This window comes from Gordonia sihwensis NBRC 108236 (assembly GCF_000333035.1).
In the GTDB taxonomy this organism is placed as follows: Bacteria; Actinomycetota; Actinomycetes; order Mycobacteriales; family Mycobacteriaceae; genus Gordonia; species Gordonia sihwensis.
In genome coordinates this window covers 1-20,993 of sequence record NZ_BANU01000047.1, presented here as the reverse complement: position 1 = coordinate 20,993, position 20,993 = coordinate 1, and the positions used below count along the sequence as shown (strand labels likewise).

General features: G+C 67.7%; 19 protein-coding genes and 1 tRNA gene. 19 read left to right on the top strand and 1 reads right to left on the bottom strand.

The genetic code is table 11. The features are described 5' to 3' along the window. Positions 1–543 precede the first annotated feature (543 nt). From GSI01S_RS19150 to xerD, 10 genes are all read left to right on the top strand, one after another. On the top strand, positions 544–2,340 hold the full coding sequence (locus GSI01S_RS19150; protein WP_039868217.1) for an HAD-IIA family hydrolase: 1,797 nt from the start codon (positions 544–546) through the stop codon (positions 2,338–2,340). Positions 2,341–2,352: 12 nt separating this feature from the next. Beyond that, the gene (locus GSI01S_RS19145; protein WP_006898320.1) at positions 2,353–2,613 is read left to right on the top strand and encodes a hypothetical protein; all 261 of its coding nucleotides are present in this window, start codon (positions 2,353–2,355) and stop codon (positions 2,611–2,613) included. 57 nt (positions 2,614–2,670) lie between these two features. Beyond that, the gene (locus GSI01S_RS19140) at positions 2,671–3,588 is read left to right on the top strand and encodes a TlyA family RNA methyltransferase (protein WP_039868223.1); all 918 of its coding nucleotides are present in this window, start codon (positions 2,671–2,673) and stop codon (positions 3,586–3,588) included. A 14-nt stretch (positions 3,589–3,602) separates the two neighbouring features. Then, positions 3,603–4,571: an NAD kinase gene (locus tag GSI01S_RS19135; protein WP_006898318.1), complete on the top strand. Its 969-nt coding sequence runs from the start codon at positions 3,603–3,605 to the stop codon at positions 4,569–4,571. 6 nt (positions 4,572–4,577) lie between these two features. Continuing rightward, a complete protein-coding gene (gene recN / locus GSI01S_RS19130) occupies positions 4,578–6,320 on the top strand; it encodes a DNA repair protein RecN (protein ID WP_006898317.1) in 1,743 nt (580 codons plus the stop codon). A gap of 115 nt (positions 6,321–6,435) precedes the next feature. After that, positions 6,436–7,629 carry a putative cytokinetic ring protein SteA gene (steA, locus tag GSI01S_RS19125; RefSeq protein ID WP_039868216.1) on the top strand — a complete coding sequence of 398 codons (1,194 nt, stop codon included), beginning with the start codon at positions 6,436–6,438 and terminating at the stop codon, positions 7,627–7,629. Continuing rightward, on the top strand, positions 7,626–8,555 hold the full coding sequence (locus tag GSI01S_RS19120) for a copper transporter (protein WP_006898315.1): 930 nt from the start codon (positions 7,626–7,628) through the stop codon (positions 8,553–8,555). Before steA ends, GSI01S_RS19120 begins: the two co-directional genes overlap by 4 nt. 132 nt (positions 8,556–8,687) lie before the next feature. Then, positions 8,688–10,424 (top strand): CTP synthase, encoded by a 1,737-nt coding sequence (gene pyrG, locus GSI01S_RS19115; RefSeq protein ID WP_006898314.1) that lies wholly within the window; start codon positions 8,688–8,690, stop codon positions 10,422–10,424. A 12-nt stretch (positions 10,425–10,436) separates the two neighbouring features. After that, the gene (locus GSI01S_RS19110; protein WP_006898313.1) at positions 10,437–11,063 is read left to right on the top strand and encodes an NUDIX domain-containing protein; all 627 of its coding nucleotides are present in this window, start codon (positions 10,437–10,439) and stop codon (positions 11,061–11,063) included. Between the two features lie 11 nt (positions 11,064–11,074). Next, positions 11,075–12,001 carry a site-specific tyrosine recombinase XerD gene (gene xerD / locus GSI01S_RS19105; protein ID WP_006898312.1) on the top strand — a complete coding sequence of 309 codons (927 nt, stop codon included), beginning with the start codon at positions 11,075–11,077 and terminating at the stop codon, positions 11,999–12,001. 19 nt (positions 12,002–12,020) lie between these two features. Here xerD and GSI01S_RS19100 read toward each other — a convergent pair whose 3' ends face one another. Continuing rightward, positions 12,021–12,920 (bottom strand): LLM class flavin-dependent oxidoreductase, encoded by a 900-nt coding sequence (locus GSI01S_RS19100; protein WP_006898311.1) that lies wholly within the window; start codon positions 12,918–12,920, stop codon positions 12,021–12,023. Positions 12,921–13,058: 138 nt separating this feature from the next. Here GSI01S_RS19100 and GSI01S_RS19095 point away from each other — a divergent pair, with 138 nt between their 5' ends. The 9 genes from GSI01S_RS19095 to GSI01S_RS19055 all read left to right on the top strand — a co-directional run bounded on the left by GSI01S_RS19095 (position 13,059) and on the right by GSI01S_RS19055 (position 20,942). Continuing rightward, entirely contained in the window at positions 13,059–14,489 is a 1,431-nt protein-coding gene (locus GSI01S_RS19095; protein WP_039868221.1) for an HNH endonuclease signature motif containing protein, read from the top strand. Positions 14,490–14,736: 247 nt separating this feature from the next. After that, on the top strand, positions 14,737–15,639 hold the full coding sequence (locus GSI01S_RS19090) for a ParA family protein (RefSeq protein ID WP_006898309.1): 903 nt from the start codon (positions 14,737–14,739) through the stop codon (positions 15,637–15,639). Further along, on the top strand, positions 15,636–16,511 hold the full coding sequence (locus tag GSI01S_RS19085; protein ID WP_006898308.1) for a segregation and condensation protein A: 876 nt from the start codon (positions 15,636–15,638) through the stop codon (positions 16,509–16,511). The genes GSI01S_RS19090 and GSI01S_RS19085 overlap by 4 nt, the downstream gene beginning before the upstream one ends. A 50-nt stretch (positions 16,512–16,561) precedes the next feature. Continuing rightward, positions 16,562–17,236: an SMC-Scp complex subunit ScpB gene (gene scpB, locus GSI01S_RS19080; protein WP_233500192.1), complete on the top strand. Its 675-nt coding sequence runs from the start codon at positions 16,562–16,564 to the stop codon at positions 17,234–17,236. Between the two features lie 53 nt (positions 17,237–17,289). Beyond that, on the top strand, positions 17,290–18,324 hold the full coding sequence (locus tag GSI01S_RS19075) for a pseudouridine synthase (RefSeq protein ID WP_006898306.1): 1,035 nt from the start codon (positions 17,290–17,292) through the stop codon (positions 18,322–18,324). A gap of 32 nt (positions 18,325–18,356) precedes the next feature. Further along, positions 18,357–19,037 (top strand): (d)CMP kinase, encoded by a 681-nt coding sequence (cmk, locus tag GSI01S_RS19070; protein WP_039868219.1) that lies wholly within the window; start codon positions 18,357–18,359, stop codon positions 19,035–19,037. Beyond that, positions 19,034–20,473 (top strand): ribosome biogenesis GTPase Der, encoded by a 1,440-nt coding sequence (gene der / locus GSI01S_RS19065; RefSeq protein ID WP_006898304.1) that lies wholly within the window; start codon positions 19,034–19,036, stop codon positions 20,471–20,473. The genes cmk and der overlap by 4 nt, the downstream gene beginning before the upstream one ends. A gap of 114 nt (positions 20,474–20,587) precedes the next feature. Next, positions 20,588–20,797: a hypothetical protein gene (locus tag GSI01S_RS19060; RefSeq protein WP_233500193.1), complete on the top strand. Its 210-nt coding sequence runs from the start codon at positions 20,588–20,590 to the stop codon at positions 20,795–20,797. A 71-nt stretch (positions 20,798–20,868) separates the two neighbouring features. After that, positions 20,869–20,942, top strand: a tRNA-Pro gene (locus GSI01S_RS19055). Positions 20,943–20,993 lie beyond the last annotated feature (51 nt).

Here is a 20,993-nt window from a genome sequence, read left to right as displayed (position 1 = left end):
CCAGGCCGGCTGAGCGCGCACCCCTCTTAGGCTGGTTGAGCGAGCGAAGCGAGTCGAAACCACCACACGCGAGCAGAGTGGTCTCGATACGGCGTGCTCGCTACGCTCACCCACCTACTCGACAAACCTCGAGGGACCGTCTTTTCCAGGCCGGTTGAGCGCGCACCCCCTTAGGCTGGTTGAGCGAGCGAAGCGAGTCGAAACCACCGCACGACGGGCAGAGTCGTGTCGATACGCCGTGCTCGCTACGCTCACCCGCCTACTCGACAAACCTCCGGGGGTCGGAGAGCGGTTCCCGCAGGCTGGTTGAGCGCGCACCCTCTTAGGCTTGTTGAGCGAGCGAAGCGAGTCGAAACCAAGTGAGAATGCAGCGGATCGTGCCCCGTCTCGGGGCCGTACCACCGTCATGGCCATTCATCACGCTTGCTGAGCCAACGAAACTCAGCACAAACAGTGGCGCGGTGTCTCGGTACGGACCAGCGGCTGGCCATCCACTCGTTCTCAGTTAGCTTGTTCGCAGGTCGGCGAATAGATTAGACGGTTATGAGTACTACTGGTGGCGGACGGAATCCGGGCGGCCGGCGAAACGGGCGGCAGCGACGGACGGACGACCATGCGTCATCCGGACCCGGGATTCCCGACGACGTCTCGGCATCGGATCTCGATCCGGAAGTCAGGCGGGATCTGTCGGCTTTGGACAAGCCGACGGCCGACCGGGTCGCACGTCATCTGGTGATGGCGTCGTCGTTGCTGGAGGACGATCCGCAGGAGGCGCTGGCGCACGCCCGTGCCGCTCGGGCTCGGGCCGCACGGATCGCCGTCGTCCGCGAGACCGCGGGCATTGTGGCGTACTCGGCCGGGGAATGGCAGGAAGCGATCTCCGAATTGCGTGCCGCGCGAAGGATGAGCGGGAGCGATGCGCTGCTGCCGCTGATCGCCGACAGCGAACGCGGGCTGGGACAGCCCCGACGTGCGGTCGAGATAGCCGACAGCGATGAGGCACGCGATCTCAGCGATGAGGCTGCGCTCGAGATGGCCATGGTCAAGGCCGGTGCTCTCATCGACCTGAAAGATCCCGAGTCGGCGGTGCGTGCGCTGAGTGATCAGGACCTGCGTCCAGGTCGGACCGGAACGCAGGCCGCGCGGTTGTTCTTCGCCTACGCTTCGGCCCTCGAGGCTGCGGGCCGTCGAGCCGACGCGGTGACCTGGTTCCAGAATGCGGCAGCCGCGGACATCGATGACCAGACCGACGCCGAGTTCCGGCTGATGGACCTGCTCGAGAGCACACCGGGCGTAGATACGTCGACCTCCGGCCATAGTGAACCGTCGTCGGCCTCCGTGGCTCTGGGCGATGCCTACGACGTGCTTCTGCTCGATCTCGATGGAACTCTGTACACCGGTTCCACGGCACTGCCCGGCGCGATCGAGGCGGTGGCGCAAACACACGGCACCGCGCTGTTCGTCACGAACAATGCCAGCCGTAGTCCCGAGCAGGTGCGCGATCATCTCCTCTCACTGGGGTTCGACGCGAAGTCCGAGCAGGTGGTCACCAGCGCCCAGGCCGGAGCGGACCTGGTTGCGGAGACGGTCGAGACGGGTTCGAAGGTCCTCGTCGTCGGTGCTGATGCTCTTCGCGATGAGATCAGGGCGCGCGGGCTGACTGTGGTCGACTCCGCCGACGATGAGCCGGCGGCTGTCGTCCAGGGCCACTCCCCGGAGACCGGTTGGGCGCAGCTGTCTGAGGGCGCCCTGGCGGTGCGACGTGGCGCTGCCTGGGTGGCGACCAACGTCGACTCGACCCTGCCGACCGAGCGCGGACTGATGGTCGGAAACGGATCGATGGTAGCGGCGATCGCCTCGGCGACCGGCCAGGAGCCCACCGTGGCTGGGAAGCCCGCGGCACCGATCATGCGAGGCGCACTGTCGCGCACCGACGGCAAGCGGCCCCTGATGGTCGGGGACCGGCTGGATACGGACATCGAAGGCGCGCACACCGTGGGGATCGACAGTCTGCTCGTCCTGGGCGGAGTCACGAGCGGACCCGAACTGCTCGCCGCCGAACCGCGGCAGCGGCCGACGTACATCGCGTCCGGGCTGGACGCGCTCAAGGAGCCGGCGGCGGAGTCCGCGATCGGTCCCCGTCCCGAGTGGAGCATCGAGATCAACGGCCAGCACGTCGCGGTCGCCGCGCGTTCGACGGGAACCGAGGCGAGTCTCGCCGCGGCGCTCGCGCACGCGGTGTGGACTGCCGACGTCGGTTCGTTCGATCTGCGGATCGCCGCCCAGGACGACGTGGCGGCGGAGACTCTCACCGCCCTCGGACTGACACCGCTGCGTTAGCCTGGTCTCGTCATGAGTGAGCCGAATACACCCCGCCCCGGTCCGTCACCGGCCTCGGTCGCCGCGGATCTGGCCGCACGCAATGCGCCGTCCGCAGACCCGGCAGAGCATCCGGCGCTGGCCGCTGCCGCGCAGTTGCTGGAGGAGGCGGAGATGGTTCGATCGGCCGCCGATGATGAACTCGACCTCGGTGCGCTCGCCCGGCAGGCGGAACTGCTCACCAGCGCACACGACAGACTCGCCGCGGCGCTGGAAGACGCCGGCCGTGGCTGAACGCAACCGCATCTGCTGCCGTAGAAGGATCCGTTGCCCTAGACAGAAAGGCCGATGATGGCTGCTCGTGCACGGCTCGACGCCGAACTCGTGCGGCGCGGACTCGCCAGGTCCCGCGAGCAGGCCCGCGAGCTGATCGACGCCGGGAATGTCAAAGTCAACGGAACGCCGGCCAGCAAGCCTGCGACCAATGTCGCCAGGGACACGCCGATCGTGGTGACTGAAGGGCAGACCGACGACTGGGCCTCCCGCGGGGCGCACAAGCTGCTCGGCGCCCTCGCCGCATTCGAACCGCTCGGGGTGTCCGTCGACGGTAAACGGTGTCTGGATGCAGGCGCGTCCACGGGCGGTTTCACCGACGTGCTGCTCCGACGCGGTGCTCGTGAAGTGGAAGCGGTCGACGTCGGCTACGGGCAGCTGGTGTGGAAGCTGCAGACCGACGAGCGGGTGCACGTCCACGATCGGACCAACGTCCGTCATCTCACGCCGGAAGTGATCGGCGGCCCGGTCGATCTCATCGTCGGAGACCTCTCCTTCATCTCGCTCAAGCTGGTGCTGCCTGCGCTCGCCGGCTGTCTCCGCCCCGGGGGCGACGCGTTGCCGATGGTGAAGCCGCAGTTCGAGGTCGGAAAGAACCGTGTCGGAGCGGGTGGGGTGGTCCGTGACCCGCGACTGCGGGCAGAGGCGGTCGAGGACGTCGCGGCGATGGCGGCATCTCTCGGGCTCACCACTCGAGCGGTCGTGGCGAGCCCGCTTCCCGGACCGTCCGGCAATGTGGAATTCTTCCTCTGGTTGCACAAGGACGACGGCGTCGTTTCGGAGCCGAAGGTCCTGAGTGAGCAGATGTCACACCCCGGCGATACCGTTGACTCGATGATCGGCTCGGACGGTACCGATCACGATTGGGTGGATCAGGATGAGGCCACGCGCGTCCGCGCTCTGATCGATCAGGCCGTCGCCGACGGTCCGCAATAGGGAGGGGGAGGGTGATGACATCATCGAGCGGGTCGCCGGACGGTACCCGGACCTTCCTGGTCGTGGCGCACACCGGCCGTGACGAGGTCACCGATACGCTCCTGACCATCGCGAAGCGCTGCGGTGACGCCGGTATCGCGGTCCGTGTCGTCGACCACGACACCCGCCGGCCGCCGCCTCCGAACGTCGAGACCCACCCGGTCGATCCGGAGATGCTGCGCGACGCCGGAGCGGATGTGGAGGTCGCTCACGCCGACTCGGTGTCGGCGCAGGGGTGTGAATTGGTGCTTGTGCTCGGCGGAGACGGCACTTTCCTGCGTGCCGCCGAACTGGCGTACCCCGCGGGCGTCCCATTGATGGGGATCAATCTCGGCCACATCGGATTCCTCGCGGAGGCGGAGGCGCACCGGATCGACGAAGTGCTCGACCTGCTGATCGCCGGCGACTACCGGGTCGTCGACCGGATGGTGCTGGACGTATCGGTGATCGACCCGGGGAGCGATGAGCCCCGTGCGCGCGACTGGGTGCTCAACGAGGTCGTCATTCAGAACACGTCGCACAACGGTGTTCTCGAACTCGTCACCGAGGTCGACGGGCGGCCGGTTGCGGCCTACGGCGCCGACGGACTGCTCGTCGCCACGCCCACCGGTTCCACTGCGTACGCGTTCTCCGCCGGCGGTCCGGTGATGTGGCCGGATCTGGAGGCGATCCTCGTGGTTCCGAGCAACGCCCACGCGCTGTTCGCCCGCCCGATGGTCACCAGCCCCCGATCGCGCGTGGCGGTGGAAGTCCACCGCGAGGGGCGCGACGGCGTCGCCTTGTGCGATGGCCGCCGGATCTTCGACGTACCCGCGGGGTCCAGGGTGGAGGTGGTGCGGGCGCAGCGTTCGCTTCGCTGGGTCCGCATCGACTCGGAGCCCTTCGCCGACCGACTCGTCACCAAGTTCTCGCTGCCGGTCACCGGCTGGCGGGGAAGGAGCTGAGACCCGTTGCTGGAAGAACTGTCGATCCGCAGTCTCGGTGTGCTCGAATCCGCGAGCGCGCAGTTCCATCCCGGATTCACCGTTCTGACCGGTGAGACGGGTGCGGGCAAGACGATGATCGTCACCAGCCTGCGGCTGCTGTCCGGAGCACGAGCGGACGCGGGACGTGTCCGGACCGGAGACGCGAAGGCGATCGTCGAAGGCCGCTTCCGCCTTCCCGAGGATCGGTCATCGGTGGCCGCAGTCCTCGACGAGACCGGTGCCGACGTCGATGACGACGACACCCTGATCGCGGCGCGGACGGTCAATGCCGATGGTCGCTCGCGCGCACATCTGGGCGGCCGCGCCGTTCCCGTGGGCACGCTCGCGCAGCTGACGGGCGAACTGCTCGCGATCCACGGGCAGAACGATCAGTTGCGGTTGATCCGGCCGGAGCAGCAGCGCTCCGCGTTAGACCGGTACGCCGGTCCGTCGGCGGCCTCGATGCTCAAGAAGTACCGCGCGGCGCGCGCGGACTGGGTGGAACTGCTCGACGAACTCGACCGGCGTCGTGACAACGCCCGAGAGTTGGCCCAGGAGGCCGACCGGTTGCGGTTCGGGATCGACGAGATCGACGCCGTCGGACCCGAGCCCGGTGAGGACACCGATCTCATCGCGACGATCCGGAGAATGACCGATCTCGAGGAGATCAGGTCCACTGCGTATCAAGCGCAGGAGATCGTGGCGGGTGCCGAAGGCGCGTCGGTGGTCGACGGTCTCGGCACCGTCCGCTCGCTGTTGGAGTCGGCGTCCGACGACGCATTGCGCGATCTGCAGCCGCGCGTCGCCGAAGCACTGACGGTCGTCACCGACCTCGGCGCAGAGCTGACTTCGTTTCTCGGAGGCCTGCCGGACGACGCGGGTGACCTCGACGGCCTGCTGAACCGTCAAGCGGAACTCAAGTCGTTGACGCGCAAGTACGCCGCGGACATCGACGGCGTCCTGGCCTGGCGTGACGACGCACGTGAACGCCTGAGCGAGATCGAGGACCCCGAGGGTGCGATCGAACAACTCGAGGCTCGGGCCGCGGCCGCGCGGGACAAGGTGGCAGAACTGGCCGGCAAGCTGCACACCGTGCGGACGAAGTCGGCCAAGAGCCTCGCGAGCAAGGTCTCGGCCGAACTGGCGGGCTTGGCGATGGGCGGCAGCGCACTGGCCGTCTCGGTCTCGCTGCTGCCCGCAGACGACGACCGGCTCGCGATCGACGTCGGCGGACGGCGTGCGCACGCGGGCGGAGACGGTGCCGACCGCGTCGAATTCGGACTCGTGGCGCATAAGGGCGCGGCGCCTCTGCCGATCGCCAAATCGGCGTCGGGAGGCGAACTGTCGCGGGTGATGCTCGCGTTGGAAGTGGTTCTGGCCGAGCCGGATTCTGGCGGGGTGATGGTGTTCGACGAAGTCGACGCCGGCGTCGGCGGCGCGGCCGCCGTGCAGATCGGTGCGCGCCTCGCACGGTTGGCTCGACGCCATCAGGTGATCGTGGTGACACACCTTCCGCAGGTGGCCGCCTTTGCCGACAACCACCTCGTGATCGGCAAGTCCGGTGGTGGAAGCAAGGGCAGGCAGACCTCGACGCTGACCATGCTCGACCGCGACGAACGCATCGCGGAGCTCGCCCGAATGCTCGCCGGTCTCGGGGACTCGGAGACCGGCAGGGCTCATGCGGAGGAACTCCTCGACACCGCGGAGCGGGCGCGCGCGGATTCCTGACGGGGAGCCGCCATTGTTTCGCCGACGGAGGCGAGTGTTTCCAGTGTGACGAAAGTTGATATTGATACGGCGCGCCTCCGTGTGACTGATGTGCCTGAAGGTCACTATGGGACCCATGAGGATGCCAGCCCTGCTCTCGCGGAACACCGAAGCACTCCCCGGACTCACCGGCATCGCCCGGATCGACAAGGACGTCAAACGCCTCGTCAACCGAGTCGACCACGGTGCGGTCGTGATCCTGGACCAGGTCGACCTGGACCGGGTCACCGCTGACGCGCTGGTGGAGGCCGAGGTCGCGGCGGTGGTGAACGTCTCGCAGTCGATCACCGGCCGATACCCGAACCTCGGTCCCGAAGTGCTCGCGGCTTCCGGCATCCCGCTGATCGACAACGTCGGCAGCGAAGTGTTCTCGCGAGTCAAGGACGGCACCAAGGTACGCCTCAACGAGGGCAAGCTGTACATCGGTGAACGCGTCATCGCTCGAGGTCAGGAACTCGGCGAACGCGAGATCGCCGACCTGATGCTCGACGCGAAGACCGGCCTCGTCGATCATCTCGAAGCCTTCTCCGGCAACACGATCGAGTTCATCCGCAGCGAGTCGCCGCTGCTGATCGACGGCGTCGGCGTGCCGAAGGTGAACGTCAAATTCGACCGCAGGCATGTCGTGATCGTGGCCGACGGCTCCGACCGCGCCGCAGACCTCAAATCGCTCAAACCCTTCATCAAGGAATACCAACCGGTGCTCGTCGGCGTCGGCGCCGGTGCGGACACCTTGATCAAGGCCGGTTACCGCCCGGCCCTCATCGTCGGGGACCCGGACGACATCCGCACTGAGACGCTCAAGTCCGGCGCCGAGGTGGTTCTGCCGGCCGACCCCGATGGCCACGCACCGGGCCTGGAGAGGATCCAGGATCTCGGCATCGGCGCCACCACCTTCCCGGCCGCCGGGTCGGCGCCGGACCTCGCGCTCCTGCTGGCCGACTACCACGGTGCCGACCTGATCGTGACCGCCGGACTCAGCGGCTCGATGAACGACTTCTTCGACCGCACGATGCGTGACCAGATCCCTTCGCGCTTCCTCACGCGACTGAAGGTCGGAGCGAAGTTGGTGGATGCGAAGGCTGTCGCCACGCTGTACCGCAGTCGGATCAGCGGAACGTTGATCGCCATGCTGATGGTCGCGGCACTGATCGCGATCATCGTGGCGGTTGTGATCACCCAGGGCGGCGGGGCAGCCGCCAGCGACTGGATGGTCGACCAGTGGCACTCGCTGACCGATTGGGTCAGCAGTGTGTGGAATACCAAATGATCTCTTTGCGCCAGCACGCCGTTTCGCTGATCGCAGTCTTCTTGGCTCTGACTCTGGGCCTGTTCCTCGGTTCCGGGTTCATCGGTGACCGAGTGAATGCCCTGACCGGCACCGATCGCGACAGAATCGGGAAGCTGCAAGACGAGCGCGATGCCCTCGACAAAGAGGTCGGGAACGACACCGCCTTCATCAAGGCGATCGGTCCCGAACTGACGAAGGGTGTTCTGAACAAGCGCGGCGTGCTCATCGTCACCGCGCCCGACGCCGCCGACGGCGATGTGGAAGCGCTGAAGGGGCTGGTCAACGGTGCGGGAGGCACGGTGACCGGCCAGATCGCGTTGACCACCGCGCTGGTCCGCGACGAGCAGGCGTCCAAGCTGCGCACCGTCGTCGACCAATCGATCCCTGCCGGCGCTCAGCTGCGCGTGGAGTACACCGATTCGGGCTCGCGGCTCGGTGATCTGCTGGGCACCGCACTTCTGACCCGGCCCGGACAGGCGCCCGCGTCGGACAGTGATCGGTCCACCGCACTTCAGACGCTTCGGCAGGCCGGGTTCCTCGAGTATCCGGACGGTGCGGTGCGGCCGGCCGACTTGGTGCTGGTCGTGACGGGCGGGGAGATGTCGTCGGACTCCGGTGCGCAGGGGCAGTTCGTCGGCAGGTTCTCCGCAGCGATGGCGGCACGCGGTTCCGGTGGCGTACTCGCCGGGCGGTCCGGTTCCGCCGAGGGCGGTTCACCGATCGGTGTGGTCCGGTCCGACCCGTCGCTGAACAATGCCGTCAGCACCGTCGACAACGTCGACCAACAGACCGGTCAGCTGACCACGGTGCTCGCTCTCGGCGATGAGACCGACGGCCGCACCGGCGCGTACGGCACCGGACCGGGTGCGACGGCGATCACGGTGGGAGCTGCTCCCTCGAAGTGACCGGAGCCGCGACACTCCCGGCGACGGTGGAGTCGGCTGCTCGTAGCGGCATTCCGCGCCGATGCTGTTAGGCTGAAGTCCCGTAGGTATTCAAGATTTCGCAGAGGCTTGAACCGCCCGACGGGAGAAAAATTGCGATCATTGCGTGACCAGCGCGCCGGAGCAAAGCACATCTTCGTGACCGGCGGTGTCGCCTCGTCACTCGGCAAAGGTCTGACGGCCTCGAGCCTCGGCCAGCTCCTGACCGCCCGCGGTATGCGGGTGACGATGCAGAAGGTCGATCCGTACCTGAACGTCGATCCGGGCACGATGAATCCGTTCCAGCACGGCGAGGTCTTCGTCACCGAGGACGGCGCCGAGACCGACCTGGACATCGGTCATTACGAGCGCTTCCTCGACCGCAATCTGTCCGGATCGGCGAATGTGACCACCGGCCAGGTGTACTCGACCGTCATCGCGAAGGAACGCCGCGGTGAGTACCTCGGCGACACCGTGCAGGTGATTCCGCATATCACGGACGAGCTGAAATCGCGGATGATGGCGATGCACGACCCCGACGCCGACGGCGAGGAGCCGGACGTCGTCATCACGGAGATCGGCGGAACCGTCGGCGACATCGAGTCGCAGCCGTTCATCGAAGCGGCCCGGCAGATCCGCCACGACCTCGGGCGCGACAACGTCTTCTTCCTGCACGTCTCCCTGGTTCCGTACCTGGCGCCCTCCGGCGAGCTGAAGACCAAGCCGACCCAGCATTCCGTGGCGGCGCTGCGGAGCATCGGCATCCAGCCCGACGCACTGATCCTGCGGTGCGATCGGCCCGTGCCGGAGGCGCTCAAGAAGAAGATCGCCCTGATGTGCGACGTCGACATCGACGGATGCATCTCGACGCCGGACGCACCGTCGATCTACGACATCCCCAAGGTGCTGCACTCGGAGCAACTCGACGCCTACGTGGTCCGTCAGCTGGGACTGCCCTTCCGCGACGTCGACTGGACCGTGTGGGGCGATCTCCTCGACCGGGTCCATTCGCCGCGCGAGACGGTGCGGATCGCGTTGGTCGGCAAGTACATCGACCTGCCGGACGCGTATCTGTCGGTCACCGAGGCGATCCGTGCTGGCGGTTTCGCCCACCACACGCGCACCGAGATCTCCTGGGTTCCGTCGGACGACTGCGAGACCTACGAGGGTGCGCACGCGGCCCTGCGCGACGTCGACGCGGTTCTGGTGCCCGGCGGGTTCGGGATCCGCGGGATCGAGGGCAAGCTGGGTGCCATCAAGTACGCGCGGGAGAACGGGATCCCGCTGCTGGGACTGTGCCTCGGTCTGCAGTGCGTCGTGATCGAGGCCGCGCGGCAGGCGGGACTGGCCGATGCCAGTTCCACCGAGTTCGATCCCGACACCCCTTCGCCGGTCATTGCGACGATGGCGGATCAGGAAGCGGCCGTGGCGGGCGATGCGGACCTCGGCGGGACGATGCGGCTGGGCGCGTACCCGGCCACGCTGATCCCGGGATCTCAGGTGGCGCGGGCGTACGGCGCCACCGAGGTGAGCGAGCGGCACCGCCACCGCTTCGAGGTCAACAATGCCTATCGGGACAAGATCGCCGAGTCCGGTCTGGTGTTCTCGGGCACGTCGCCGGACGGCAAGCTCGTCGAGTTCGTCGAATATCCGAAGGACGTCCATCCGTTCCTGGTCGCCACGCAGGCGCATCCGGAGCTCAAGAGCCGTCCCACTCGCCCGCACCCGTTGTTCAAGGCGTTCATCGAGGCCGCGTTGAAGTACAAGACCGCGGTGCGGCTGCCGGTGGAGCTGGAAGGTTACGACGCGAGCGGAGTCGAGATCCTCGAGACCGTCGCAGACGGGGAATGAGGTGCTGAGCCGATGAGCGAGCCGGGATCGCACGAGTTCGTCACGCGGTCGTCGCGGACCGAGTACACCGGAGCGATCCTGGCTCTGCGCATCGACGAGGTGGAGATGCCCGGGGGCCGGACGGCCCGCCGCGAGGTGGTCGAGCACCACGGTGCCGTCGCCGTGGTGGCACGCGACGACGAAGGTCGGATCGCGATGGTGCGGCAGTATCGCCACCCGATCGGACGCCGGTTGCTGGAACTGCCCGCGGGTCTGCTCGACGGCGGACCGCAGGAATCGCCGTTGTCGGCCGCACAGCGGGAGCTCGCCGAGGAGGCGGATCTGGCTGCGGACCGGTGGCGAGTGCTCGTCGACCTCGTCGTGTCTCCGGGGTTCACCGACGAGGCGTTGCGCGTCTATCTGGCGGAGAGTCTCCATCAGTTGCACGCCGCTGATCGTGAGGACGAGGAGGCGGATCTCGTCCTGGAATGGGTGCCGTTGGCCGACGCGGTGCGGATGTGCCTGTCGGGCGAGATCGTCAACGCGACGGCCGTGTCCGGAGTGCTCGCCGCGGCGGCGGCCGACGCGAGCGGTACGGAACTCCGCGCCACGGACGCACCGTGGCGAGATGAGCCGACGGCCTTCGCGGCACGCCGATAGGGCGGCGACAGATGTCCACCGCGACCGTCGACGACGCGATCGCCCGCTACCTCGACCATCTCACGGTGGAACGCGGGTCGGCGGTCAACACCGTCGCCTCCTACCGTCGCGACCTCGAACGGTATCGGTCGTTTCTCGACGGGCGCGGAATCTCCGAGATCGCCGCCATCACCGAGGAGGATGTGCGAGACTTCCTCGTCGCACTGCGGCGCGGGGACCCTGGCAGCGGTGTTCCGGGACTGGCCGACTCGTCGGTCGCGCGGACGCTGGTGGCGGCGCGTGGCTTTCACAAATTCTGTACGGCCGAAGGGTTGGCCGGATCCGACGTCGCGCATGCGGTACGTCCGCCTAAGCCGCCGCGGCGCCTCCCGAAATCGTTGCCGGTAGACGATGTTCTCGCGATCCTCGACGCCGCGGGCTCCGGCGACGGGCCGCGCAGCCTGCGCGATCGAGCGCTCGTCGAACTGCTCTACAGCTGTGGTGCCCGGATTTCGGAGGTCACCTCACTCGACCTCGACGACCTCGATCGGGAGCACCGCGCGGTCGTCTTGCGCGGCAAGGGCGGGAAGGAGCGGATCGTGCCGGTCGGCGGACCGGCGATCGACGCCGTGGACGCGTACCTCGTGCGCGGCCGGCCGGCGTTGGTGAAACGGGCGACGCCCGCACTGTTCCTGAACGTCCGGGGCGGAAGACTGTCCCGGCAGAGTGCCTGGCAGGTGCTCGTCGACGCCGCGGAACGCGCCGGTGTCGACAAGGAGGTCTCGCCGCACACTCTGCGGCACAGTTTCGCCACGCATCTGCTCGACGGCGGCGCGGACGTCCGCGTGGTGCAGGAATTGCTCGGTCACTCGTCGGTGACGACGACTCAGGTGTACACGCTGGTCACGGTCAACACGATGCGCGAGGTGTATGCGACCGCGCACCCGCGGGCGCGCTGAGTACCGCCCCTCGCCACCCTCACGCCGACCGGTGCTCGGCGACCAGTTCCCGCACAGCGGGTGCCACCTGGGTGCCGATGGTCTCGATCTCGGCCGCGTCGTCCGTCGCGAAGATGAACCCGGTGATGCCGTAGTCGCGGGTGAGACCGGCGAGCTCGTCCACCCAGGATGCCGGCGGACCGCTGAGCAGATCTCCGCGAGCGTCGTTGAAGTGACCGCCGACGTTCAGGTATCGCCGGATAGCCGAGGGGTCACGGCCGGCGTCGATCGCGGCTGCGTCGATCACGGCATTCATCGAGGTCAGATCGCTGACCCCGTTCGGCAGATAGCTGAGCGACGGCAGGCAGCCGTCGCATTTGCGGCCGACGAGTCGGAGCATGCGCGGTTTGTACGCGCCGACGGTGATGCCGATCGGGTGGGCGGGCGCCGGGCCGCGTTTGGCGCCGTCCACCTGGTAGAAGTCACCGCTGAGATGAACGCCGCCGCGGGCCGAGGTGTCCCAGATCGCGCGCATCACGTCGATCGCCTCGTCCAGTGCACGACGGCTTTCTCCGGGGGTGCGACGCGGACCTCCCATCGCCGCGATCGCGTCGACGAAGCCGCCTGCACCCAGTGCGATCTCGCATCGACCGGCGGAGAGCAGATCGAGGCTCGCAGCGGCGCGGGCGAGAACAGCGGGAGGCCGCAGCGGGAGGTTGAGGACGTTTCCGGACAGAATCACGCGCTCGGTCCGCGCGGCGATGAAGCTCAGCAGGGTCCAGGTGTCGAGGAACGCCGGTTGGTACGGGTGGTCCTGGATCGTCACCATGTCGATGCCGGCGTCTTCGGCGGTCAGAGCCAGGTCGACGGCCTGCTGAGGTGCCTTTGACGTACCTGTGACGAAGACGCCGAAACGAAGGTCGAGACCGTAGTCGTTCATGGTTCGCAGACTACGACGACGAGTGCGCGAGCTCAGGCGAGCGCCGACTGTTTTGTCAGAGGTCGGCCGTATGATTCGAACATAGAAGCACAGCAGAAGTGTTCTCGGGCATTGTGCGGGTTGGAGGGGGTGGGTTCGATGGTCACGTCGGAGGTGCTGCTGCCGGACGATCCGGCCGCTCTCGCGCGGCTGTTGGAGGCTGCGGCGACCAAGTTCGCGTCCCTGCCGCTGTCCGCGGTGACCGAAGACGCCCTGCTGGAAACCGTCGAGACGCTCGAGCGTACGCATCGTCGTCTCGACGGTGTCGACGCCGCGGCGTTGGTGGAGGTCTCCGACCGCGGCGCCTACCGCAAGGTCGGGTACCTGTCGGTGCATCAGTATTTGGCGCAGGGGTTGCGGCTCGGTGACGGTGCCGCCCGCCGCCGACGCGTCAGCGCCGCCGGGATCGGGCGGTTCACCGACCTGCAAGGCCAAACCCGCCCGCCGGTGCTGCCGGCGACTGCTGTCGCGGTGGGCGAGGGTGCGATCGGTGCCGACCACGTCCGCGAGATCGACGCCGTGATGGACAAGATCCCCACCGCCATCGACGCCGACACCCGAGCGCGGGCCGAGGTGCAGTTGGCGTGGGTCGCGCGCGAGTTGAGTCCGGCCGGTGTCCGCACCGCCGGCATCCGACTGCTGGCGCATCTGGATCCGGACGGGACCGTCACCGACGAACGCGACCGCAAACGCCTGCGCGGCTTCACGATCCTGCCCCAGGATCTGCGGTTGATGAGCAAAGTCCGCGGGTATCTGACCCCGGCCCTGCGCGCGGAGATGGAGGCGGCACTGCCGTCGTGGGCGGCGCCGGGGATGAACAACCCCGACGACCCGGACTCCCCGTCCGGGACGGTGGAGTCGGCCGACCCGGCCGCTCTGGCGGCCGCGGTGGAGCGTGATACTCGCACTCCGGGGCAGCGCACCCACGATGGTCTGCAGGCGCTGCTGCGCGCCTCCCGCAGTGGTGTTGGGGGTGGTCGGCGGTCGGGTGATCTGGTCATCACCGTCACCGACCGGGAGTTGGCCGAGCGGGCGGGGGTGGCGTTGACCGCGACCGGGACTCGGGTGCCGGTGGCGGAGTTGATCGAGGTGGCCGCCGCCGCGACTCCGCATCTGGCGGTCTTCTCCGGTCATACCGGGCAGGCGTTGTATCTCGGTCGGGGTCGGCGGCTGGCGTCGCGGGCGCAGCGGTTGATGCTCTTCGCCCGCGACCGCGGCTGCACCGCCCCCGGCTGCGACGCCCCGTTCACCCGGACGCAGGCCCATCACTTCCCCGACTGGGCCGACGGCGGCCCCACCGACATCGACCACCTCGGCGCCGCATGCGGGCGTCACAACCGCTCCGTCGGCCCCCGCCGCGGCCAGTGGCAGACGATGATCCTGATCGACGGACCCCACGCCGGCAGAGCCGCCTGGCGACCGAGCGACAACCGCACCGCCCGACGATGGCGGATCAACCAGATCCACCACGCTGAACTGCTCCCGGGCCACGAACCCCAGCCGCCGCCGTTGCCGCAACCGAGGCTGTGAATCGCACTGTCGGGACGGCTATCCCGTTCGGCCGCCGACGGGCGGTCGGCTTCAGTCTCAAGGCGAGGTTGAGGACTCGGCCGACACTCCGACGCCGCCGATTGCTGCTGCGACGTCGGGCGATCATGAACGGACCGGCCGGGTGCAGCAGGTCTGCGGAGTGCCTGCCGTGGACGTCCGTCTCGACACATTAGGATCGAGACGACCAGTTTCGCAGCGTGCACAACCGGGGAGGAGCATCGAACAGGTGAGTGCATCCAACCCCCGCGGCAAAGCACAGCAGGGTCAACTCGACGTGCCGGCGGACAAGCTCGGGCCGACGGGACGCCCCTACCGCGACATTCCAGACCCCGCGCCCCGCGAGAAGCACGGCCCGGCGGTCATCGTCGCGATGTGCAACCAGAAGGGCGGCGTCGGCAAAACCACCTCGACGATCAATCTGGGTGCCGCACTTGCCGAATGCGGTCGACGCGTACTCCTCGTCGACCTCGACCCGCAGGGGGCGCTGTCCGCCGGTCTCGGGGTGGCGCACCATGAACTCGAAGAGACGGTCCACAACCTCCTGGTCCCTCCGTACGCGGCGACCGACGACGTCCTCATGCGCACCCGCGTCGACGGACTCGATCTGCTCCCGTCGAACATCGATCTGTCGGCGGCCGAGATCCAGCTCGTCACCGAGGTCGGGCGCGAACAGGCGCTCGCCCGTGCGCTGCACCCGGTGGCCGACCGCTACGACTACATCCTCATCGACTGTCAGCCGTCGCTCGGCCTGCTCACCGTGAACGCGCTGGCGTGCGCCGACAACGTCGTGATTCCCATGGAGTGCGAGTACTTCAGCCTTCGCGGGCTCGCACTTCTCACCGACACCATCGAGAAGGTTCACGACCGACTCAACCCCAAGCTCGAACTCGGGGGCATCCTGGTCACCATGTTCGACCAGCGCACTCTGCACTCGCGGGAAGTGATGGCCCGCGTGGTCGAGGTGTTCGGCGACGCCGTGTACGACACCGTCATCAACCGAACCGTGCGGTTCCCGGAGACGTCGGTCGCCGGTGAGCCGATCACGTCATGGGCGCCGAAGTCGTCGGGGGCGAAAGCGTATCGCGACCTCGCACGTGAGGTGATCGCCCGCAACGAGACTCAGGCGTGACCGGGACCGAGGAGACTCTGACCCCCGTCGGCGACGGGCCCGCGACCTCCGGCCCGGAGACGGCAGACGCCGAGGCGGGCGGGCGGAGCGACGGCTTCCAGGTCCGCCTCGCCAACTTCTCCGGGCCGTTCGACCTACTGCTCAACCTGATCAGCCAGCACCGCCTCGACGTCACAGAGGTGGCGCTCCACGTGGTGACCGACGATTTCATCGCATACACCAAGGCGCTGGGCGCCGAGGCCGACCTCGAACAGACCACTGAGTTCCTGGTGATCGCCGCAACCCTGCTCGATCTCAAAGCCGCGCGGTTGCTGCCCTCCGGCGAGGTGGAGGACCCCGAAGACCTGGCGCTGCTCGAAGCCCGCGACCTCCTGTTCGCGAGGCTTCTGCAGTACCGTGCCTACAAGCAGGTCGCCGTCCTGTTCGGCGAACTGGAGGCGGCAGCGCTGCAACGGTATCCGCGCGCTGTTTCGCTGGAGGCGAGGTTCGAAGATCTCCTGCCCGAGGTGGATCTGGGCGTGAATCCGCAGCGATTCGCGGAGATCGCTGCGGCGGCCGTCGTACCGAAGCCGAAACCGACCGTCGGGCTCGACCATCTGCACGGATCCACGGTGTCGGTGCCCGAACAGGCCAAACGGCTCACCGAACTGCTCACCGCGGCCGATGGTCAGTGGTTGACGTTCGGGGCATTGGTGGCAGAGTGCGCGAACGGACTCGAGGTGGTGGCCCGGTTCCTGGGATTGCTCGAGCTGTATCGGGAGCGCGCGGTGCAGTTCGAGCAGCTGGAGGCGCTCGGTGAGCTCAAAGTCTGTTGGACCGGCGACCGCGAAGCACAGGAGATCGACATCGAGAAGTCGGAGGACTACGGATGACGACAGAACCGGGGATGACGAGCGATCATGGGCGGACGGACGAACCCGACATGGACGCCGGCATCGACGAGGGCGATCACCTGGAAGACGACGAGTTGCGGGCCGCTCTGGAAGCGGTGCTCCTCGTCGTCGACACGCCGGCCACGGTGGACGAACTCTCGTCCGCTGTCGGTCAGGACCGCACACGCGTCCGGCAGATGCTTCGGCGGATGAGCGCCGACCTCACCGCGGCAGGCAGTGGGATCGACCTTCGCTTCGCCGGCGACGGATGGCGCTTCTACACCCGTTCCGACTACGCGCCCTACGTCGAGAAGCTGCTGCTCGACGGCACGCGGAGCAAGCTGACGCGAGCGGCGCTCGAAACGCTCGCCGTGGTCGCCTACCGGCAACCCGTCACCCGTGCTCGCGTGAGCGCGATCCGCGGAGTCAACGTCGACGGAGTGGTGCGGACACTGCTCGCACGCGGGCTCATCAGCGAGGCCGGGACCGACGAGACGACGAACGGCACGCTGTATGTCACCACCGAGCTCTTTCTCGAGCGGCTCGGTCTCGCGTCCTTGAGTGATCTGCCCGACATCGCACCCCTGCTTCCGGGCGTCGACGTGATCGACGACCTCGGCGAGGAACTCCTCGACGATCCGCGATTCGCCAAACTGGGCGGTGGCCAGGCACAATCGAATGTTGATGTCTCGGCGCAGGCATTGGCGGAGGCCGATGAGGGCTGAGCCGCCTCGGGCCGTGACACCACCTGAAAATCAATACAGTCGAAGGACACTTCATGGCATCCGCTAGCCGAGACGGCACACCGGGAAAGCGACGAGGGAGCGGGACCAACCGCTCGTCGTCGGACAAACAGAATGCACGCGGCAAGAACGCGGCAGGCAAGAAGGGCGCTCCCTCGGGCAAGCGCGGCGCGCCGGCCAAACGGGGTGGTCCGGGACAGCAGCCGTCGAGCCGCAAGCCGCATCGCAAAGGCAGCTCCCGCGTCGACGTCGAGTCGGGCAAGATCCGCCTCAACAACTCCAAACCCGCCCGCCACCAGGTGGCTGAGGTGGAGGGCGACGGCGTCATCTACGTCTCCGACGGGATGCGACTGCAGAAGGTCCTCGCGGCGGCGGGCGTCGCCTCCCGTCGAGGCGCCGAGGAACTGATCGCCGCCGGACGTGTCGAGGTCGACGGCGAAGTGGTCGTCGAGCAGGGACTGCGGATCGACCCGAACACCGCGATCATCAAGGTCGACGGCGCCCGCGTCGTCATCGACGAGTCCAAGCAGTACCTGGCGCTGAACAAGCCCAAGGGCTGGCACTCCACGATGAGCGACGAGCACGGCCGACCCTGCATCGGTGACATCGTCGCCGAGCGTGTGATGGCCGGTCAGCGCCTCTTCCACGTCGGGCGGCTCGACGCCGACACCGAAGGACTGCTCCTGCTCACCAACGACGGCGAGCTCGCGCATCGCCTGATGCACCCGTCGTACGAGGTGCCGAAGACGTACCTGGCGACGGTGCGCGGCGAGGTCAACCGCGGTCTCGGTCGAGAGCTGCGTCGGGGAGTGGAGCTCGAGGACGGCCCGGTGAGCGTCGACTCGTTCGCGCTCCTGGAGGTGAATCAGGGCAAGTCGTTGATCCGGCTGACCCTGCACGAAGGGCGCAAGCGAGTCGTGCGTCGCCTGCTCGCCGAGGTCGGTTTCCCCGTGACACGACTGGTCCGTACCGACATCGGTCCGGTGGCGCTCGGCAAGCAGCGTCCCGGCAGCCTGCGCGTCCTCGACAACAAGGAGATCGGCGCGCTGTACAAGGCGGTGGGAATGTGACCGGCGTCAGCGAACCGAGTGCTGCTGAGTCGATGAGGGTCGTCGCGATCGACGGCCCCGCGGGAACCGGCAAATCGACGGTCTCGGGCAAGCTGGCGTCCCGTATCGGGGCCCACATGCTCGACACCGGCGCGATGTACCGTGCCGCGACGCTCGCCGTCCTGCGGGCGGGAGTTCGGCCCGACGGTGACGAGGTCGGCGACATCGTCGACGCCGCCGATATCCGGCTGACGGTCGGCGGCGACGACGCGGGGGACACCCAGGTGTTCCTCGACGGTGAAGACGTCTCCCGAGAGATCCGCACCGACGAGGTCACCGCGGCGGTGTCCGCGGTGTCGGCGAACCCGCGGGTGCGCGAGAAGCTCGTCGAACTGCAGCGCGCGCACGCCGACGACGCGTACCTGGTCGTCGAAGGACGTGACATCGGCACCGTGGTGTTCCCGGACGCCGCACTCAAAGTGTTCCTGACCGCGACGCCCGAGGCCCGGGCCGAGCGGCGTCACCGGCAGAATCTCGCTGCCGGCCGCGAGAGCATTCTCTCCGAGGTCCTCGACAGCGTGAACCGTCGCGACCATCTGGATTCGACCCGAGCGGTGTCGCCGCTGCGCGCGGCCGACGACGCGGTGCTGGTCGACACCAGCGACATGACCCTTGAGCAAGTGATCGACCGGCTCGCCGAGCTGGTCGCCGAGCGGATCGGAGTCCGCCCATGAGTGACGATTTCTCCACCGAGTTCGCCGACCCCAACCTGGCCGGCGACGGCACATGGTCGGACGAGGGCGATTGGGACCTGTCCGATTTCGTGACCGACGACGCCGCGGGAGAGAGCGCCGCACTGCCGGTGGTCGCGATCGTGGGACGGCCCAACGTCGGCAAGTCGACCTTGGTGAACCGCATTCTCGGTCGTCGTGAGGCGGTCGTCGAAGACGTTCCGGGTGTCACGCGCGACCGTGTGTCGTACAAGGCCGACTGGATCGGCCGCCAGTTCATGGTCACCGACACCGGTGGCTGGGAGCCGGATGCCAAGGGGATGGGCCTGGCGATCGCCGCCCAGGCCGAGTACGCGATGCGCACGGCTGACGCGATCGTCCTCGTCGTGGACGCCACCGTCGGCGCCACTGCCACCGACGAGGCCGTGGCCCGTGTGCTGCGGCGGTCGAAGACCCCGGTACTGCTGGCGGCGAACAAGGTCGACTCTGAGCGGATGGAAGCCGAGGCTGCATCGCTGTGGTCGCTCGGGCTGGGGGAGCCGCACACCATTTCGGCTGCGCACGGCCGCGGTACCGGAGATCTCCTGGACAAGATCCTCGAGGTTCTGCCGGAGTCGCCGCGCGAACGATTCGCCGTCGGCGGTCCGCGGCGTGTCGCGCTCGTCGGAAAACCGAACGTCGGTAAGAGCTCGCTGCTGAACAAGTTGGCCGGCGAGGAACGCGCTGTGGTCGACAACGTCGCGGGCACCACCGTCGACCCCGTCGACGAGTTGATCGAACTGGGCGGCAAGCCGTGGCAGTTCGTCGACACCGCCGGATTGCGCCGCAAGGTGCGGAACGCCACCGGGCACGAGTACTACGCGTCGCTGCGGACCCGTGCGGCACTGGACTCGGCCGAGGTGGCTCTGCTGCTGATCGATGCCAGTCAGACGATCACCGAGCAGGACCTGCGCGTGCTGTCGATGATCGTCGACAGCGGTCGTGCGCTCGTCGTCGTGTTCAATAAGTGGGACCTCGTCGACGAGGACCGCCGCTACGAGCTCGACAACGAGATCGACCGTGAATTGGCGCGTGTGCCGTGGGCACGGCGGGTCAACATCTCGGCGATGACCGGGCGGAGCGTCCAGAAGCTGGTTCCCGCGCTCGAGGGCGCGCTGGAGTCGTGGGACAAGCGCATCTCCACCGGTCAGCTCAACTCGTGGCTCAAGGAGATCATCGCCGCCACGCCGCCGCCGGTGCGCGGAGGGCGGCAGCCGCGTGTCATGTTCGCCACGCAGGCCGCGACCAGACCTCCGACCTTCGTGCTGTTCACCACAGGCTTCCTGGAGGCGGGGTACCGGCGCTTCCTGGAGCGGAAACTGCGCGAGCGGTTCGGCTTCGACGGTTCGCCCGTGCGGATCAACGTCCGTGTGCGCGACAAGCGCGACCGAAAGAAGTAACGACGTGCCCACAGCGGCCTGAGTACGAGTGGTGCTCAGGCGCTGTGACACAATTCCGGCATGTTGATCATCGGAATCGTCCTCTGGGGCATGCTCATCGGTGCTGCCGCCTAACTGATCCTCGGAACCGGTCGCAAGGGGCTCAACTGGGGCATGGCTCTGGCCTCGGGCCTCATCGGCTCATTCGTGGGCGGCCTCTTGATCAGCTTGATCGCCGGCGACGGCATCGAGTTCCGTCCCAGCGGCATCATCGGCTCCATCATCGGAGCTCTGATCGTCTCCGCAGTCTGGATTGCGGTCGACCGTCAGCGCGCCGAAAAGTAGCCGTACGCAGGCGATTAGCAGTCTGGCCGTCGGGTGAGCTAAGGTGAATTCGCTTCGCCAGGCGGAGCAGACGGGCTGTGGCGCAGTTTGGTAGCGCACTTGACTGGGGGTCAAGTGGTCGCAGGTTCAAATCCTGTCAGCCCGACGTCGTGACCAGCACTTATGTGCTGGTCACAGTCGTGTGTGCCCTCTACGT